The 16,164-nt window shown below is 45.3% G+C and carries 9 protein-coding genes and 2 pseudogenes; 4 read left to right on the top strand and 7 right to left on the bottom strand.

Annotated elements, in window-relative coordinates:
* Positions 1 to 131: 131 nt before the first annotated feature.
* Together AXX12_RS20325 and AXX12_RS20320 are read right to left on the bottom strand one after the other, a co-directional pair.
* Positions 132 to 626, bottom strand: coding sequence for a methyltransferase domain-containing protein (locus AXX12_RS20325; RefSeq protein ID WP_461781736.1), 495 nt, complete (start codon positions 624 to 626; stop codon positions 132 to 134).
* A gap of 132 nt (positions 627 to 758) precedes the next feature.
* A pseudogene (locus AXX12_RS20320) lies at positions 759 to 1,802 on the bottom strand (glycosyltransferase family 2 protein); the annotation flags it as partial.
* A gap of 316 nt (positions 1,803 to 2,118) precedes the next feature.
* Between AXX12_RS20320 and AXX12_RS20085 the strand changes: the two are divergent.
* Positions 2,119 to 3,027: a radical SAM/SPASM domain-containing protein gene (locus tag AXX12_RS20085; RefSeq protein ID WP_066244914.1), complete on the top strand. Its 909-nt coding sequence runs from the start codon at positions 2,119 to 2,121 to the stop codon at positions 3,025 to 3,027.
* Positions 3,028 to 3,116: 89 nt separating this feature from the next.
* Here the strand turns inward: AXX12_RS20085 and AXX12_RS19695 are convergent, their stop codons facing one another.
* The 3 genes from AXX12_RS19695 to AXX12_RS16015 all read right to left on the bottom strand — a co-directional run bounded on the left by AXX12_RS19695 (position 3,117) and on the right by AXX12_RS16015 (position 8,658).
* Complete coding sequence (locus AXX12_RS19695; protein WP_066244912.1) at positions 3,117 to 3,950, bottom strand: hypothetical protein; 834 nt, start codon at positions 3,948 to 3,950, stop codon at positions 3,117 to 3,119.
* 456 nt (positions 3,951 to 4,406) lie between these two features.
* Entirely contained in the window at positions 4,407 to 5,573 is a 1,167-nt protein-coding gene (locus AXX12_RS16020) for a response regulator (protein ID WP_066244910.1), read from the bottom strand.
* A gap of 1 nt (position 5,574) precedes the next feature.
* Positions 5,575 to 8,658: an ATP-binding protein gene (locus AXX12_RS16015; protein ID WP_066244908.1), complete on the bottom strand. Its 3,084-nt coding sequence runs from the start codon at positions 8,656 to 8,658 to the stop codon at positions 5,575 to 5,577.
* 272 nt (positions 8,659 to 8,930) lie between these two features.
* Between AXX12_RS16015 and AXX12_RS16010 the strand changes: the two genes are divergently transcribed.
* Together AXX12_RS16010 and AXX12_RS16005 are read left to right on the top strand one after the other, a co-directional pair.
* Positions 8,931 to 11,495, top strand: a complete 2,565-nt coding sequence (locus AXX12_RS16010) for a carboxypeptidase regulatory-like domain-containing protein (RefSeq protein ID WP_066244907.1) — start codon at positions 8,931 to 8,933, stop codon at positions 11,493 to 11,495.
* Between the two features lie 134 nt (positions 11,496 to 11,629).
* Positions 11,630 to 12,934: a metal-dependent hydrolase family protein gene (locus AXX12_RS16005; RefSeq protein ID WP_197470764.1), complete on the top strand. Its 1,305-nt coding sequence runs from the start codon at positions 11,630 to 11,632 to the stop codon at positions 12,932 to 12,934.
* 70 nt (positions 12,935 to 13,004) lie between these two features.
* On the opposite strand, the pseudogene gltS reads toward AXX12_RS16005, so the two are convergent.
* Positions 13,005 to 14,186 (bottom strand): annotated as a pseudogene (gene gltS, locus AXX12_RS19905) (sodium/glutamate symporter).
* Positions 14,187 to 14,741: 555 nt separating this feature from the next.
* Positions 14,742 to 15,269, bottom strand: coding sequence for a CarD family transcriptional regulator (locus tag AXX12_RS15995; RefSeq protein WP_197470761.1), 528 nt, complete (start codon positions 15,267 to 15,269; stop codon positions 14,742 to 14,744).
* Between the two features lie 231 nt (positions 15,270 to 15,500).
* Between AXX12_RS15995 and AXX12_RS15990 the strand changes: the two genes are divergently transcribed.
* Entirely contained in the window at positions 15,501 to 16,130 is a 630-nt protein-coding gene (locus AXX12_RS15990) for a TetR/AcrR family transcriptional regulator (RefSeq protein WP_066244906.1), read from the top strand.
* Positions 16,131 to 16,164: the final 34 nt, after the last annotated feature.

Raw genomic sequence — 16,164 nt, 5'->3', positions numbered from 1 at the left:
TCCGGAAAAGGAGTGACGCAGTTAGGCGAACTCATCAAGTGCGGCGTTTTACAGCAACATGCTAAGGACCGAATCTACAAATAGGGATTCGGTCCTTAGCATTTGTGAACACCTTCGGTGGATGCGTTTTTCTAAGCAAATTCGAAGTCGATGACCGGTGCTACCTGTAAATCTTTTTTTGGCGGACGGGCTGGTTTAATGGCAATCATCTCTACTGTCATTTCATGAACGACGTTACGCAGTGTCATGACATCACGCATGATCGTATCCCGGTTTTCCCCCCTATAATCACTGGTCGAAACTTTCAGGATAATTTTGCGTGCAAGCCAATCTCCCTGATATCCGTAGTCGGCTCGCCAGTAGTAGGGTTGAGAAAAATAACCGAAGGATTGTAGAAAGTACTGACGTACATGGGTCGGATCTTCAAAAGCATCATCATTGGAACCGTACGGTAGGACAAATGTTGCCTTAGCACTAGGGCGAGCAATTCGGTATAATTCCTGCATCATTGGCAAGGGCTGGCTGATGTGCTCCAGCAGATGGCAGGCGAGGAATTCATCAAATGTATTATTCGGAAATGGGAGTAGATGTGTAGCGCATTTGTCTAGATCCGCAACGATGTCCACACCTGGCAAAGCCGTACAATCGAGATTAACCCATCCTTTGAGGAGTGTTTTACCGCAGCCTAAGTGCAGCTTAGTTAAGCTTATATTCTGACCTTCAGCGTTTTTCACATTGACTTGATTGTGGCTACTCCTAAGAACCTTATCGAAATATTGCCTGTTATAGATGATCTTCGGATCGTTTGGTATGTAGGCAGCAGCCAATTCATTATGCCTGAAGGCTAACTCATGCTGTCCCAACCTGTCATAGCAGACGCAAAGCTGAATATGGGGTAACCAAGTCCGACAGGTATGGTCGATGTAGCCCCACCCATCTTTAGGTTTTTCAAATTGTGTGGCTAGTTTGTACCAGAAAATAGCTTCGTGAATTCTATTCTGCTGGATGAAATGGTAGCCGAGGCGGCAACAGAACTCAGGCCGGGGGAGGCCATACTCAAAAGACTTAAAAATATATCTCAGTTGGTTTTCCTGGTAGCCTAATTCTAAGCAGCAGTCAGCCAGCTTGCCACAGGCAGCAATACTGTCTTCTACCCAGCCTTGCTTAGTGTCCAAAAATTTTTTGTAGTATTCGATTGCTTTTTCATATTGGTTATGGTCATGCAATTCATTTGCGTAATAATAAAGATCTCGTGGTGTAAAATCTTCCCCCGCCGCCAGCCGCCGTTCATAGATAGTTATATTCCGGTGGGTGTCATATTTAAGGGGACTATGGGTGATTGCTATTTCGCTGTCAATAATATGACCATGAACCGCAAGATACTCATGGACGGATCCGATCCACTGAAATTGCTTGCTGCGTTTGACTAACCTGTTTCTGCGCAGGCTGCCAGTCACAGTTCCCTGATCGTCGAGAGATACTTGATAATGCATAGAGACAGAGTCCACATTTCGGTCCAAGGTTCGTTTTAATTCGAGAAATTGGTTTCGGTCTTTCTCAAAAATAACATCATCAGCATCAAGCCAAAGGATATACTCCATGCTGGCTAAACTGAAAGCATAGTTGCGGGCCGCGGCAAAATCGTTGATCCAGGCGAAATCATACAGTTTGTCAGTGAAGGTACGGACAATGTCTTTCGTTCGGTCGGTAGAGCCGGTGTCTACAATAATAATTTCATCGGCGATCCCATGCACAGATACTAGACAGCGCGCAATCACGTCTTCTTCGTTTTTCACGATCATACAAAGACTTATCGTGATGGACTGCTCTCCCAAAGCTATATCACCTCAACAAAAAAAACGTCTGTACATCATATTCATGTAGAAATAAGAGTGAACGCTTTGGAGGATATAAACATTTCAAGCGGATGTAGGCAGAAAGCCCTTGGTCACAAATGATGGAACATTTATGGAACAGTTAGCATAAATAATTATCATCATAGAAAAACGTTTGGAGGAGATCCCGTGTTATTCAGCATTAATCTTTCTCTAGCTACCTTGTCCCGGTGCTAACTGTATATTTTGCCCGACAGACAGAGGGGATCGACATATACGGGTGATGCCGGTTGAGTTGGCAAAAAAAATTATTGATGAAGTCTCCGAGCCGGAATTTCAGCGTGTTCATGGGACTCAGGCCTTTGTACTCGGGGAAAATGGGGACTTGTTTTTAAACAAAGCCTGTTTAGAAATCATGCGATATATTCGTATAAAATGCCCTACAATGGGAATTACCATATTCACTAATTTTCAGAATGCCAATCAGGCGATACTGGAAACAATTCATAAAGAGAAACTCGTCGATTTTGTCAATTGTAATATCGATAGCGTAAACGAAGATATGTATCATAGGATAAAAGGCATTGATCTTAGTAAGGTGTTGAAAAATCTTAAGCTGTTTTTTGATTTGCGACGACAATATGCTAGCAATATCCCTGTTCAGATATACAGCATTACTCTCTATACCTATGTAAAAGCGATCTATGATAATTTTGGTGTGTTACCGGCTAAAGCCGACAGATGCATGGGAGAAAGCATTTACGATGATTTTGATGAGACACGATCTTATTTGGAAAAATTAATTGACCCAGCCATAGATCGTGTCACCAAGGTAGATAAGGTCATGTGCTGGGCAGAACGGGAAAGAGTAAGTAAAAATAAAGATTTTGCAAAATATCAGTGTACCAACTTAAGCCGCGTAATGCGAGAGGCTTTTATTGCGCCCAACGGAGATTGGTATATATGCTGTTATGATGCCAAGAATGAGGTTGTTTTGGGAAATGTAGGGAAGGAGAGCCTACATGCGGTGTTTTTCTCCACGAAGAGAACGGAGATTATTAACCATCTGGCCAACCAACGCTTCCGATCAGTGGGTGGTCCTTGCTGCACTGTGAATTGCTGTCAATTTGTAGGACTTGTCAACGAGAAAGAGTGCGCTAATCTGTTTCTTGTGACAGAAAAAGCCGATTAGCATCTAATCGACAAAAAAAGGATGCTCCCAAAGTTATACTTTTGGAACATCCTTTCTCACAAGCGTACCTAGAGAACTGGTTTCCTCAATTATGGGATAGTTAATAGAATGGTAGCTGCTGCACCGCCTTGTAAGGCACCGCTACTACCCGCACGGGTAAGTTGGACAGATAATAGATCACATCGGTTTACAGCCAAACTAGCTGTTGTAAATGCACAACAATTTGGAGCTGTAGTAGAATTTGGTCCCGTTACAGTTGCTCGTATTCCTGTAGCTGTAGCAGTATTACCACAATTTGTACTTCTAAATATCTCACCCGTTATCGTTTGCGTATTGTTTGCTAATGGTTCATTTCGGATATTAAAAACTAATCCTACAATGGTTGCGTTCTGTGGTATGACTACAGTATTGCGTCTGAAATCTGATGATGCGGTACCTAGCCCCATGAAATCGTTTTCGCCCATTGATGTATCTGAACTTAAATAGATCGTACTTCCTCCAGCGGCACCAGCAGGGCCTGTGGCACCGGTAGCACCAGCGGCACCGGTAGCACCAGCGGCACCGGTAGCACCAGCAGCACCGGTAGCACCAGCGGCACCACCGGTAGCACCAGCGGCACCAGTAGCACCAGCAGCACCGGTAGCACCTGTGGCACCGGTAGGACCCGGTGGGCAGAGGTCGCATGGATTACATGGGTGATCGCATTGTTTGGCTATTATCTCCATAGCTTCTTGAATACCAAATTTATCCATAATGTGGCGGTCGTCTGAAGAAGAATTGCGAGGTTTAGAGGGCTGGCAAGTATCACGGGGATCGTAAGGATCATAGCAATCACATGAGCCAGAGGGGATTATATCGACGATGCAGTCGCGTTCTTTTGTTTCTTCAGGTAGCTTTGCACCAGCTTTTTTTGATCTCTCCATATTGTCCACCTTCCATACTTCAAATAAAGAGCTTTGCACAGTATAATATGAAAGATTATGCTAAACGGCAACTTGTTTGGATGTAAATAGTATAAAGACAAAGGACCATCCCCCGTGATTCAGGTCGTGCTTAGTCCTAACTTAGTCCATTAAAAATTGCGGGCGATGAGGGCGCAGTTTTCATTGCTCTTTTTCCTGCACTGTTTTACCCGATACGGAGAACCGTATCATTGGTAACGGCGATAAAAGTAGAGCTTCTGCCAAATATTTCTGTATTTGGTAGAAGCTCTTGTATGTTCAGGGGACTAAAATAGCGGCATGGTTCTATATTCTCCGGTACCTTAATCCGGCAGCAGATGTTCGACGATAAATTCGGCAGTATTAACCGCACCATACACCGCACAAAGAAGTAAAACGGAAAACACGGCTATAGGAAGGAGTATAAGCAGTTGGCTATCAGTCGTCGCTGAGGACGGGGATGTTTTTCAGATAGTAAATGGTTAGGGCGACGCCCAGCATGGTGCGGCCGGAAAACGAGTTTAGGGAGATTCCCAGTACTTTTTCAATGCTCTGTTTGCGGAAAACGATAGTTTTATAATGGACAAATAGGGTATTTGCTCCTTCCTGCAAGCTGTTGTTGAAAAAAATTTGCTCCATAGTGGGAAACAGGTCGGTGGAGTTTAGCCGGTCGTATTCAAGAATTTTGCCGATGGTGCGATCAATCAGCACATCGCGGTTATGATTATTAATGTATTGGTCCAAAACAGGCAGGAAGCAGCTGTCGAGGAAGTGGTAAACCGCTGAGTGGGCAACCATGCGGGCGGCGATAACTGCAGTGTTGCGGGCTTGTACATAGCGGTCGGCAAAGGATTCCAGGTTGGGGTTATATTCCGCGATGCCAAGTATGACTTTTTTTTCTGGGAAATAGCCGGCGGCGATTGTTTTGATGGTTTCGGCATTTGCCAGTTCGAGCTCTTTGGCATTGTTGGGAGCGGTAATGGTATAGTCTAAAATGCCAATTCCGTGGGGTGTTTCCCAAGCCATAAAACCGGGATCGGAAACTAGTTTACTAATGAAGGACGTGCGTGCTTGTTTGTTCCCTTCAATCGGCAGCAGAAAGTAAATGGAAAAAGGTTTGGCAAAATTGATCCCTAGTTCGGCGGCTTGCAGAAGGGCAGCTTCCGGGTCAATGTTTGTTTTGGTAAGCAACTGGTTTAGAAAATCGGTTTGGTTCTGGCTGACAGCCAAGCAATTTACGGCCTGGCTGTTTCGCGCCAGGCGCTCAATGGTGCTGTCCAGTCTTTTTTTGGATACTGGTTTCATAACATAGTCAATGGCCTTAACTTCAAAGGCATCGACGGCAAATTGCTGGTAGGCCGTAACAAAAACAATTTCAATATTGCTGTTTTGGCGGTGTATTTTTTTTGCAAATTCGATGCCGTTTTGTTTAGGCATGTCGATATCTAAAAACAAGAGATGAATATTGCCGCTCTTTATTAGCTTCAAGGCCTTCTCTATATCGGTAAATGATCCGGCAATTTCAACGTTGGGATATTGGCTGAGCAAATGCTCCAGCGCTTTCAAGGCAGGCCGTTCGTCATCTACGAGTACCGTTCTTATCATATTATGGTTCCTTCCTTTCGTCAGGAATGGTAATGCTCACAATCGTTCCGCTATTCACTTTGCTGACAATTTCCAAACCGTGTCCATAAAGGCGCTTCAGCCGGCGGTTTATATTGATAAGACCTATGCTTTTGCCTGTTGGACCGGCTAGCAGGCTGTCGAGCTTGTCTTGCGGAATGCCGACGCCGTCATCTTGAATGGTGATGACAACTTTGGACTGCTGCCGGGCAGCAGAGATGACGACATTGCCACCGTCTTTTTTGGGTAGTATGCCATGTTTTATAGCGTTTTCCACCAGTGGCTGGATTACCAGGGTGAGAATTTTTACGCTGCCTGGCGGGACGGTAATATGGTACTGGCAACTGAGTTTCTCTTCAAACCGCGATTTTTCGATGGCCAGGTACGAATCGACAAATTCAAGTTCCTTTTCCAAGGTACTGAATTGGTTCACATTGCCAAAATTAAAGCTGCCGCGCAAGTAGTCGCTCAAAGCAAGCAGCAGCTGGCCGGCTTTTTCGGCGTCCGTCCAGCAGAACGACATGATGGTATTGAGGGCGTTATAAAGAAAATGGGGTTTGATTTGGGCCTGTAAAAAGGCCATTTCGGCTTGGATGGCCTGACTGACTGATTTTTTCAACTGGAGGAGGGTTTTCATGCGGGCTTTTAATTCGCTGGGGTTTAACGGTTTGCTCAAAAAATCATTGGCCCCTGCCGCAAATCCAGTCAGCATGCTGTCGGCAGAGTGCTGTGCCGTCATCATCAGCACAGGCAATTCAAACAGCGAATAATCTTCCCGCAGCTTGCGGCATACCTCGTAACCGGACATAACGGGCAGCATGATATCGAGAATGACAAGATCAATGGTTTTGTTTTGAGCCAGTACTTCTAACGCTTCTTTACCACTGGCAACGGCAATGGCAGAATAATGCTCGGCCGCCGCAATGTTGAGGAGAAACTGTAAGTTGGCAAAATCATCATCGACAAATAAGATAGTGAATTCGCCATCTTGGGGAAAGAATGCGGGGGTTTCTAACCGCGAGTGGGGTAGCTGGGTGCCTGGTTTACCTGACAGAATGGGTAAGGGTTGGCCGGCTTTTGGCTGAGCATGACTTATCGGCATGCTGAAAGTCAGGGTAGAGCCTTGGCCCGGCTCGGAAGTTGCCCAGATGCTGCCGCCGTGAATCTCTACCAAGTATTTTGTGATGCTTAGACCTAATCCGGTATCGCTATATTGTCCCCCTGAAATTGTTTCTAGCTGTTCAAACGATTTAAAGATATCGGGGATTTTATCCGGGGGGATGCCGATCCCGGTATCGGTTACGCTGATTTCTACCATGTTTTCGGTTTGCACGGCGGCGATGGTGATTGTGCCCTGTTCGGTAAACTTGATGGCGTTGCCGAGCAGATTATAGATGATCTGGATCAAGCGATTTTCATCAGCCTCGATAAGGGGAAGGTCGCTGTGGAGGTTGCTGGTTAGCGTGATTGGTTTAGAAAAAGCCAGATATTTGCTTACTTCCAATGTCGCCGGAATGACTTGACGGATATCGACGGCCTGCTTGTGCAGGGAGATATCGCCGTATTTGACTTTTTCGTAATCCAATATGTCATTAATGAGAGTGGCCAGGCGTTGGCCGCTGGATACTACCAGCGAAAGGTTTTCCTGGCATTTTTGCGGTAAAGTGTTGGCGGCGTCTTCCAGTACCGATTGGGTTACCGAAATCATGCCGTGGAGCGGTGTCCTCAGTTCGTGGGAGGTATTGGCCAAAAAGGCATCCTTTATTTTGTCTAGCGATAAGAGCTTTTTGGACAGCGCTTCGATTTTGGTGAAGGAAGCAGAAAATCGCTGGGATAAAATGAAGGACTGGACGAAAATGAGGATAAAGCTGATGAGGGGAAAGACGGCGATATGTTTTTTGTTGTGGATGTTCCAAAAATATGTGGTGTCAAAGATAAAGGCGCCGATGGAAAATACAATGGTACCAAACAGCAAGACGGCGCCGGTTCTCTTTCTGGTGACCGCCACCCAAGCTACATAGGTATAGTATAAGGCGACAGCGCCGAGAAGAAGTTCAATCAGCATAGCAAATTGCGTATAAAAACCGATGGAGGTTACCAGAGAAACCAATGTACAAAAGGCGGATATGGCCACAAGGAGGTTTCGAATCCGCCGGGAACATTCCTCTGGATACAATTCGTGCATGAAGAGTGCAAAAGCCGCTGCACCCCAGTAACGGGTTGCATATTCGAAAAATATAATCCAATCAAAGCTCAAGGTGGGAAAGATACTCAGGATAATACATTCGTCTTCAAAAGCGATAATGCCGGCAAATATCAGCATAATCAGTATAAAATATAATTCAGCGAGGTTGTTGCAGCGCCTCCGCAATACATAAAAAGCGGCATGGTACAGGATAGTGATAGAAATAGCACCTAACAGGAAAACATCGATTTGCCGTTTATTTTCGTGCCAGGCGGCGATTTGCGGAGCGGTTCCCAGATAGATGGAGTAGCCTAAGCCGCCGCGAGCGTAGGTAAAGTTGGCTACTTGGACAATGACTTCAAACTCGGCAGCGTCAGTTTTGAATACTGCCATTTGCGGCTTGAATTCAGGAGAATACGATTGGGTGTCAGTGCTGACAACGCCGTTCTCCGCCACAACGGCGTTATTGACCATGAGTTTGTAGGCGGTGAAGATGGTGGTCATCTTTACCGCTTTTTGCGGATCGGCAGCGGCTGTTTTTATTTTTAACCGATAGGTGCCATATCCGTACCCAGGCGGGTTGAACCCGTCAATAGTATAATAATTCCACATGCTGGGCACAGTGACGTAACTTTTCTGGGGGGTACCGTTGTGAAAGTCCTGGTAGGTGAGAAGTTGATTCCAGTAAAATTCCCATTCGCCGTCCAACGGGACAATGCCATCTTGCTCAAAATCCCAATCGCTTAGATCCAAAATGCCCTGACGGATTTTGGGAACTTTTACGGATGATAAAGGAATGACGGTTAGCAGATAGACAAAAAGCAAAGGGAGTAAAACCAGTGTGAGAAAGAGCACTGGTTTTTTGCTGGTAAAAAAATTCATAATTTCTCCTGAAAATAGGTATATTTTAACACCAGTATACCCGGTAATTGTTAACAACTCAAGGATACAAGAAATACCAATGAGAAAATGGAACTGGCGCAAAATCGCGTAATTGCTGAGTCATTATCCAAATGGATAAAAAATTCTATCTATTTGGATAATTAACATTTAATGGCAGGTGTGCTAAATTGTGATAAAAGCGAATGGGTCTTTTGCCTAAATATTACGATTTATAAGTGGATTCGGCTGGACATTTTAGGAGGCGTTTCTACATGATCTTGGTACGACAGGTACAAAAAAATTTGACTAACATCCTTGTTTGGCTACTGGTGTTAACTAATTTGGTGCTTCCTACGGCACAGGCTGCTAATACAGCAGAGAAAACCGCAGTTACCCAAGAACAGGCTGCATCACAGGATGCTACAATCGTACTAAAGTTAGATAAATCCCAGACTCCTCAAACGGTCTTAGTGCCAAGAAAAATAGAAGCCTCTAGCAAAAATAAAACTACCGATCAAGATAAAATGTTTCAGTTTGGCAACCAACTGCTGTCCTACTATTTGCAGGAGGGCAAGTCCGAGGGGCCGGAATGGCTGAAAACAACAACTTTAAATTTTTATATCAGTGAAGATTTTAAGCCAACATATTCCCTGGAAACAATCCAGCCCTTTGGCGAGCGGAACAACAATCCTGGCGACCACTGGTTCTGGCAGGGCCGTTACGCCCGTAGTGAAGACGCTTCGACGTTCAATTTTGGATTAGGCTGGCGTAATCTTGCTCCGGACAGGCAAAGCCTGCTGGGAATGAACCTTTTCTATGACTACGGCTTTAAGTACAATCTGGCTCGTATTGGGTTAGGTGGCGAATATTTTAATAAGTTAAGCGAATATCGCTTTAACGTCTATCATCCGATAACAGGTGATAAATTAGCAAACGTCAATTACCAAAACAACGGAATTCTCTATTCCTATATCCGGGCTGTTGATGGCGTAGATTTTGAACTGGGCACGTCTTTTACCCATGCCCGGTGGCTAAAGGCATTTGTTAAAGGCTATTACTACGATAATAAGCATAAGGATGATGAACGTGGTTATCAGCTACGCACGACTATGCAATTTTCCCCCCGTTTTAACCTGGAACTGGGGTATCGTTGTTCTAACTTAAACCATGATCCTTATGCACTTATTACATACCAACTGGCGGATACCATGGCAATGTCGCGTAATAAAGGTCAAGCAAAAGAAGATGGCCCCTACGATTTAAGTGATAAGCTTTTGCAATTGGTGGAACGGGAGAATGATATTAAGACGGAAACCTGGACGAAGTTTGTTGCCTATCGAGGCAGTATTAAGACTACCGTCACGAATAGTCATAGCAATACGGCTATTGTTGGCGCAACTGTGCAAGCCTATCAGAACGGTGCTGCAGTGGGAACGGCTGTTGTTACTGATAACAGCGGTATCGCAACGATCAGCGGCTTGGCAGTAGGAAGCTATACAGTCAACGTGACGTATGGCAGTTATGGTAAAACAAACGACGCCATAATGGTAGCCAAAGATACAACTGTTCCCGCAAATGTAAGCTTGGACGTAGTTAGCGGAGGCGCAAAGGTAACCGTGCTGGATGCCCATTCTGTAGGCATTAGCGGAGCTACTGTTGTCGCAACAGAAAGCAGCAGTCCCACATCATCCTTTAGCGTATCAATGACAACAAATGCAAATGGATTTGCGACCTTTACGAATTTACCTCCAGGAACGTATACCTTTACGGCTGCATACCAAGGCAATTCCATGGCAAGTGAAGCGGTTTCAATAACAGCTGGCAAGACAAGTGATGTAACCATCCTGCTGCCAACGAGTGGTGGCAATATCCGTGCCGTAGTTACAGATGACAGTGGTACAGTTTTGGGCGGAGCTACGGTAAAAGTCTTGTCTGGTACTACCACCGTGGCAACCGGAACAACGGGTACGAATGGTGTGGCCATAATAGGCGGGATTGCAGCGGGGAGCTATACGGTATCAGCTTCTTTAGCAGACTATACTGCCAGTAGTACCTCCAGCGTCGAGATAAGCGAAGGAAAAACAAGCACGAGCGGTCTGATCTTGACGCGTCAAAGGGGAACACTCACAGTGACGCTGAAGGATAGTGCAGGAACCCTATTGGCCAATACGTCTTATAGCCTTAGCGTTAGCGGAACAACCTACACGGGAATAACTGATGCAAGTGGCCAAGCGTTGGTAAACAACATAGCCACAAGCGCGACATCGGTAATCGCCAGTGTAACAGGGTATAATGATACTTCGGGTACCATTACCTGGACAGGGACAACAGGTATCGCCACCATTACGTTGGCGGGAAATGGATCAACCAGCAGCACGTTCACGGTAGTTGACGAAAAAGGCGATTATCTCGGCGGCGCCACCGTTTCCCTGACTGACGGCGGAACAACGCTTACGCAGCCAACAGCTGACGATGGGAAAGTGACAATTAACGGACTGACTTCAGGCATAGCTTATAGTTATACGGTAACTATGCCGGGTACTTCAAGCACATCCGGCACAATTTCAGCGGGACAAAGTAAAACGGCACGCTTAACAGCAAATTCCGGCAACTATTTTTTCATTACAATCAGCGATAATTCAGTCAACGCTACCTATATACAATTTACCTGTAGTGGGTATTCAGTCCGGGTACCTTTGACACCAAACATGAATATGCGGTATACAACCAACATAATGCCGACAGCAACCTATCAAATTACGAGTAATGTAGGCACCTGTACACCTAGTACGAGGCAGATAGGCTCGGGCAACCCGGTAACTATATCAATAAATTAATAACTCAACTTTCGCGTGTTCGATGAGGAAATTGCATGACGTCCAGGACCATAACCGCATGCATGGAAACTTCGGTGTGCTCATTGTCGCCTATAAGTTCTGATCTGTATTTTGGATTCGGAAAGGATGAAAAAATGATGCGAATTATCATTAGTTTACTGCTGGTACTGGTAATGCTGTCTGCCACTTGCGCCGGAATGGCGGCACCCGGTCAAACCACCGTTATCCTGGCGGGAGATTATTGGGACGGATTGGCCAATAGGCCGCAGGGGTACGTCGAAATCCTCGTTGTCGACGGAAAAATCGCCGAAATAGGTAAAAGCGTTATACGGCCAGAAGGGGCAAAAATAATCGACTTGTCCACGAGATTTGTCATGCCGGGCTTTATCGATACCCACATTCACCTCACCGGCGGCCCTAAAGTGGTGGCGAATCTGGCGTCATTGAACGACGCCGCTTTGGCTCTCGCCGGTGTGTCGGCCTGCGAAAAGGTTCTGAATAACGGCTTTACGACCGTGCGCGACGCCGGCGATTTCAGTATCAATGCTTGGGTAGTGGCCGAACTGAAAAAGGCGGTCGAAGCCGGAGACATTCGAGGACCACGAATCGTCCACGGCGGCCACATGATATCCGCGGTGGGCGGGCACTTCGACTTCAGTGGGCTGTTGCGGAACGGCATCACCATGCAGCAGGTGTCGGTCGCTGAGGGCGTGATCGAGGTGAAGCGCGTCGTTCACAGCGAAGTGAGCCACGGCGCCGAGTGGATTAAGGTTGCCGGCAGCGGCGGCTTTATGTCGCCGAGCGACGGGCCGGATGATGTATCATATTCGCAGGAAGAGATGAACGCGCTGGTGGCGGCGGCGAGGGACCTTGGCAAACACGTGCTTGTCCATGCCTACGGAGATGAAGCCGTCCACCGGGCGGCGATCGCCGGGGTGCGATCGATCGAGCACGGCAGCCTGTCATCGGTTTCGACGCTGGAGATGCTGGCGCAAAAAGGCATATATATGGTGCCGACGCAGATCGCGGTGGTGGCCAACGCCAGGGAAACTGCCAAGGGCAATCTCAATATGTATGTGCCGGAATGGACGCGCGAGAAAAACGTCAAATATGCCGGCAAAATTCTCGAATGCGCCAATAATCTAGCCAAAAGTGACGTAAGAATAGCTTTGGGCACCGATTTGGGAACATTTGATTTTTCGGTAAATGGGGCGACGGAGTTTTCCGAGATGGTTCGTAACGGGATCTCGCCTTTAAGGGCGCTGAAAGCGGGGACGTCGGTGGCGGCGGAGATGCTTGAGCTGAATACCGGCAGCATCATTGTCGGCAAGCGTGCTGATTTGGTCGCTATGCCCGGAAACCCGTTTGAAGACATTTCCGTCACCGAGAAAGTTAACTTCGTTATGAAGGACGGCGTGGTTTACCGCGAGGATAAATAGCGATGCTGTCCCCGCGAAGGGGCCACTTTCTGCAAACCCCGTTCTTTGGCAGCCCCTTTTGGCTAACTCACTATCTAAACAGACTAGCCATACCAGTGATAATTAGCGCATTAACAAAGTCTATTAAGAATGCGCCTACTAGTGGCACTAAAAAGAAGGCGTTTGGCGAAGGACCATATTTTTGGCTGAGAGCCTGCATGTTAACAAGTGCATTCGGTACAGCACCCATGCCAAAGCCTATCATACCGACAGACAGCATTGTAGCCTCGTAATCGCGACCCATCAGAAAGAATACAACCAGCCAGCAGAAGAAAAACATCAGGATGATCTGTCCGATGAGGATGATCAGAAGCGGAACAGCAAGGTTGATGAGTTCCCACAGCTTTAAGTTATTTATTGCCATGGTGATATAAAGAGATAGAGAAAATGTCGGAAATGATATCCACTGCTTTTCCATCGATCTCAAAGGAGTTGGAAAAGTCGGCGACGTTGCGGATAATACATGCTATCAGCATGCCCCGATATAAGCCGGCAGTGTAATCCCCATTTTAGTAAAATAAAAACTGAGAATAGAACCAAAGCCCATAGCTACCACAATATATCCGAGGTTTATCATCAGCAATTCGCCGGTGACAGCAGCCTCCTCTTCAGCATAGAAGACTTCCCCTTCTTTCATGCTAACCCCTTGCTGCGCGGGAGTCGTAACCTTATATCGCTTGATGCACCATTCTCCGAATGGTCCACCCATTAGGTTGCCGGCAACCATGCCAAACGTCGCACTGGCTATTGCGGCAGTGGTTGCGCCAGTGACACCCCATTCCTCAAACAAAGGACCAAACGCGCCGCCTGTACCAAGGCCACCCATTAGTGTAACTGCGCCGGCAATAATACCAAGCAGTGGATCAATACCGGTCAGTTTTGCTAAAAATATACCAAGGACATTTTGTCCAACTGCCAATACACAAGTTAGAAAGAAAAAAATTACCAGCGGCATTCCGCCTTTGCGCAAAAGAACAAGGCTGGCGCCTATGCCGATTGTAGTAAAAAACATAAGCATTAGTGTAGTTTGCAACGTGCTGTCAATATCAAGAGCAAGTATGCCTGTCAAACGAAGAATCGATGCTAACAACGCAAACAGCAAGCCGCCGACAACCGGGGCTGGGATACTAAACTGCTGTAGAAATGCTAATCTGTTGCGGATGGCATGACCGAGATAAAACACCATCATAGCTAAAGCTACCGCTTGGATCATGTTGACTTTAACTGTAAGAATACCGTCGATGATTTTTGATTCCAACTAGATTCCCTCCCGCGTTCTGTTCTGCAAAATTTGTACGATTCCTCATAACAGCTATAAATGAGTTTTTTTTATCTGCTGGGTAAAGCAATGGCTTATATCAATTAAGCTAACCAATCGCATTTCGCATAACTCGTGCTGTATTTTTCCAGAGAGACTTCTTCTGAATCGATTGTTGTCATACCGGCACTTTGAAGCGCACAAACCAGCTGGTCAACCTGGCCGATATGTTCGATTTCCGGCAGCGACCAGAGGACAAACAGGGAAAAACGCAGGGACAGGGAAGCTGTTTTGAAATGAAGAGGTGATAGAGTCTTCTTAGGGGGTGAAGGTTATGGCAAGAAAACAAGAGAGAACTGAAAAAGCCTTCTTGCGAAATCGCTAGAAGACTTGAGTTGTACGCCCTGCATGGACTTCATCTCTATGGGGAGAGTCCCGAACTTGAACCCTGTCCAGTATAATCATTAATTCTCTGTTAGAGGTGATACGCAGCTCAGTCTAGAGTATGTATTATTCTGGAATATGTTCAAGAATATAGGAAAGAACCTCGTCGGGTGAAATGTTTAACGCTATTGCAAATTCTTCATTCAATTGCTTTTCAGCAGTATTCATAATACCTTCATCTGTCTTCGTTAGTTTTTTCTTAACGACAGATTTTGCTTTCTTCTCTTCATATAAAGTCTTAATAATTTTTACCCATTCTTCGTTTTTTCCTGTTTTAAGGGCAGCCTTAAAATAATCACATCTTTGTTTCCCATTATCTATCAAAATGGGATCTATCTTTGGCATCATCGCTATTAATGATAAAATTTCATCTTTTGTAATGATTGCTCTCATAAAAGCATTTGGATTATTCACAGGGGTCTTAATGGTCATATTATTGTTGTAAACAGGCTGTAACACATAGTACTCGGTTTCGTCATTATTGATATATTCATCTTTTCTAATATCTGTAATCTGGCATACTCCCATTGAACCGTAAACGACATAATCATTTACTTTGAACGTAACTATTCCTCCTTGCTTCCGAATTTTCAATATAGTGTGGCCTATTCCCGTATGAAATATTCATCGCATCTTGTGGAATGGGCTGCTACCAAAAAGTATTGATTCCCGAGTTAAGACGTGGAGGCCCGCTAAAAAGAGGGCACTGAACGGCAAGGAAAAATGTTCGGCTGTATCTCTCGCAAGACTGAATTATGATTTCAACCTTGACAATAAATTACAACAAAGGTTATAATTGAACGTATTCAATTAATGAGGTGTGCTATGGCTAGAATTCCGCAAGATCCACAAATTAGAATGACGGAAATCTTAGATACTACTGAACAATTATTTCTTATCAGAGGCTACCACAAAACAACGATTAGTGATATCGCAAAAAAAATGGGTGTCGCCCAAGGCATGTTTTATTACTATTTTAAATCGAAAGAGGAGATTTTGGAGGCTTTGATCAATCGGCACGTAGCATCTGTACTTTCTATGATAAAAACAATGCCGTCCTTTACTCGCATTACTCCGCCTCAGAAAATCGAATTAGTAATATCCTCATTGGTATGTAGTGTTCGCTATAAAGACAGTGTTTTGCTTAATGCATTATTTGATGAAAAAAATGTGCATATTAAAGATAAAGTGACGCGCCAAATTCAACTTTCAATTAGTACTTGTTTATCAACAATTATTGAGGATGGAATGCGAACGCAACATTTTCAGGTCTTTGATCCTAAAATCGCATTAGATTTCATCTTAAAATTTGTAGACTTGTTAGTCGAGGCGATGTATGCCCAAATGTCTGAGGAACAATTATCACCTAGGTTGAAAATGGCAGGCACGTTTATTGAGAACGTACTGGGAGCACAAGCAGGTACAATTAATTTAAAGTTACAAGCTAAAGCTTGATTACATAAAAAGATCGCTATTCAAATGTGTCAAT

The sequence above is a fragment of the Anaerosporomusa subterranea genome (assembly GCF_001611555.1).
Classification (GTDB): Bacteria; Bacillota; Negativicutes; order Sporomusales; family Acetonemataceae; genus Anaerosporomusa; species Anaerosporomusa subterranea.
The sequence above is the reverse complement of the archived record's forward strand: the minus strand, read 5'-3'. Positions and strand labels throughout refer to the sequence as shown.

Excerpts from the sequence above, each read along its gene's own strand:
- AXX12_RS20085 (WP_066244914.1), top strand. The coding sequence starts at position 2,119 with ATGCCGGTTGAGTTGGCAAAAAAAATTATTGATGAAGTCTCCGAGCCG.
- AXX12_RS19695 (WP_066244912.1), bottom strand. The coding sequence starts at position 3,950 with ATGGAGAGATCAAAAAAAGCTGGTGCAAAGCTACCTGAAGAAACAAAA.
- AXX12_RS16020 (WP_066244910.1), bottom strand. The coding sequence starts at position 5,573 with ATGATAAGAACGGTACTCGTAGATGACGAACGGCCTGCCTTGAAAGCG.
- AXX12_RS16015 (WP_066244908.1), bottom strand. The coding sequence starts at position 8,658 with ATGAATTTTTTTACCAGCAAAAAACCAGTGCTCTTTCTCACACTGGTT.
- AXX12_RS16010 (WP_066244907.1), top strand. The coding sequence starts at position 8,931 with ATGATCTTGGTACGACAGGTACAAAAAAATTTGACTAACATCCTTGTT.
- AXX12_RS16005 (WP_197470764.1), top strand. The coding sequence starts at position 11,630 with ATGATGCGAATTATCATTAGTTTACTGCTGGTACTGGTAATGCTGTCT.
- AXX12_RS15990 (WP_066244906.1), top strand. The coding sequence starts at position 15,501 with ATGGCTAGAATTCCGCAAGATCCACAAATTAGAATGACGGAAATCTTA.